Genomic DNA, 1,977 nt, shown 5'->3' with positions numbered 1-1,977 from the left:
GATTATTCCGGACGAGAGAGATGACAACCAGATCGGCTTCACTTCCTTGGAAGGAATCGACAGTGCCGACAAAACTGCCGCCGCGCCGCACCGGGCGAAACGCATCCAAGTGAGCGAGGTCGCTACGAAGCAAGGCGGCGACGCGATCGGAGAGCTTTTCGACTTGGGCCTTATATGGAGAAAGAATTGCAAGGGAGGGGTTGCCGCGGGACGTGTCTGCTCGCACGTGCCTAAGCACATTGATTACGGCGTTGATCTCAGACGGATTGTGCCAACGCGGGCTCCCGAACTCCATCCGTTCGCGCCGGCCTGTAGAACTGACATGGGGAAAGTCGACCACGACGACGGGGGAAGCGGGCAACGGATCAATCGTAAAAAACGGCGCCGGCTCGGTCTGAGCTCGCTCACGGCGCCCGCGCTCTGTCAGAAGCTTCCCTTGGTAAAATGCCTTGGAAACGATTTCCGCGATGGCCGGGTCCATGCGCCTCTGTTCGGTCAGCGTTGCCGCGATGTGGCGATGGCTTGGATTTGCCTGCGATCGCCGCTCGTCTTCGACCACGACACTTCGGAATGGCTCCAACAGCCGCAACGCGAGGTCGGTGACTTCCTTAAACTTCGGTGGATTGGTCCGCAGAGCTTGCATGGATTCGAGTTCGCCGTCCCTCAAGACAGAAGCGACGACTTGTTCTGCTATATCCAAGGTCTGTTCAACCAGGGCATAATTTCCCAAGATGCCACCGATGCGCTCGGCTCCGAACGGGGGGAGCTGATGGTGATCTCCAATCAGCAGTCGCCGGCCTGAGAGCATCAAAGGACCGACAACCTCAGGACCGGTCGCCTTCGCTGCTTCCTCGACAATCACCCAATCGAATTGCTCGCGGGCGTCGACCATCCGCTCAATGTCGGCCGAGTTCGCCGCTGAGATCACTATGTTGGCTGCATCGAGGACGAGATTGGACATGCCTCGCAGTCCTTTTCGTTCTTCGTCATGCAATTCGTCCTCCTCTGACGACAACTGAGCTCGGTTCGTCTGAGCGGATTTGGCCTCAAGCCGGTCGTACGCCGCGGCAAGACGCTTGATCTGCTCGCGCTCACCGGAGATATTTTCCGAGACCATTTGGCTCCCGGCCAAAGCCCGAAGGTATTTCGCGGCAACACGCTGCACATCGTCTTCGGTTTTCGCCCTCCGAAGTGATGACGAACGCACGACAATAACGCCATGCGCATCGTGACTGGCTAGCACCTCCTTGACTTTTTCCTGCAAGTTATCGAGGGCGTCGTGACCCTGTGCACTCAGGAGGATGCGAGTCGATGGATCCTCGAAACGGCGCCAGATCAATTCTGTCGCTAGCCTTGTCTTCCCCACGCCAGGTGGACCAACGACAAAGAAAGACGGAAGAGTGCTCCAGATAGAGCGCAGAGCCTTCTGCTTCGGGTGATCCAGTTCCGCGAACTCGGCGGCATCTTCCCTCAGCGCCGCCTTGCTCGAGCGCTGAAGTCGCCAAGGATCGTCTAGCATGTCCACGAGATCGACACGCGTGTTGAGCGCGCGAATATTCGCCAGGTGCCGCCCTATAACCTTCTCGGTGCCGGTCTCACCGTCGGCACGTAGGAACAGCGGACCTCCCTGGGGAACCTCGTCGTCAACCTCGAATCGGTATGCTTGACCACCTCGTTTCTCGACGACGTCGACAAACGACGCCGTGATGTCGTGCGTTCTAGACCCGCCCAGGCTCGCGGAAAGGCTGATGCGCCATTGGCTTTCGGCGTCCCGGTGCTCCTCCGCGAAGAGCCTGGCCAGCGCCGCCGACGTCTCGGGGACGCCGATGCGCTTGGCGATACGATCACGATCATTGTTTGGAAGCCCGCGAATTGTCACATAGCGTCGACCACGATCGCTGGACGATTCGAGCGCTTCGACCGGATAGATTTCGAACGCCTTGACGACGGATTCGACAATTTGAACCAGTACGAGCG

The 1,977-nt window shown here is 58.8% G+C and carries 1 protein-coding gene; it reads right to left on the bottom strand.

Features of this window, described 5'->3' with window-relative positions; translation table 11 throughout:
* Window positions 1-1,977, bottom strand: a 1,977-nt coding sequence (locus tag EOA85_RS33890) for an AAA domain-containing protein (protein WP_245486290.1), incomplete at both ends; no start/stop codon positions are given.

Source organism: Mesorhizobium sp. M5C.F.Ca.IN.020.29.1.1 (genome assembly GCF_003997375.1).
GTDB lineage: Bacteria > Pseudomonadota > Alphaproteobacteria > Rhizobiales > Rhizobiaceae > Mesorhizobium > Mesorhizobium wenxiniae.
Note: the sequence above shows the minus strand (reverse complement) of the source record. Positions and strands in the feature narration are given on the sequence as shown.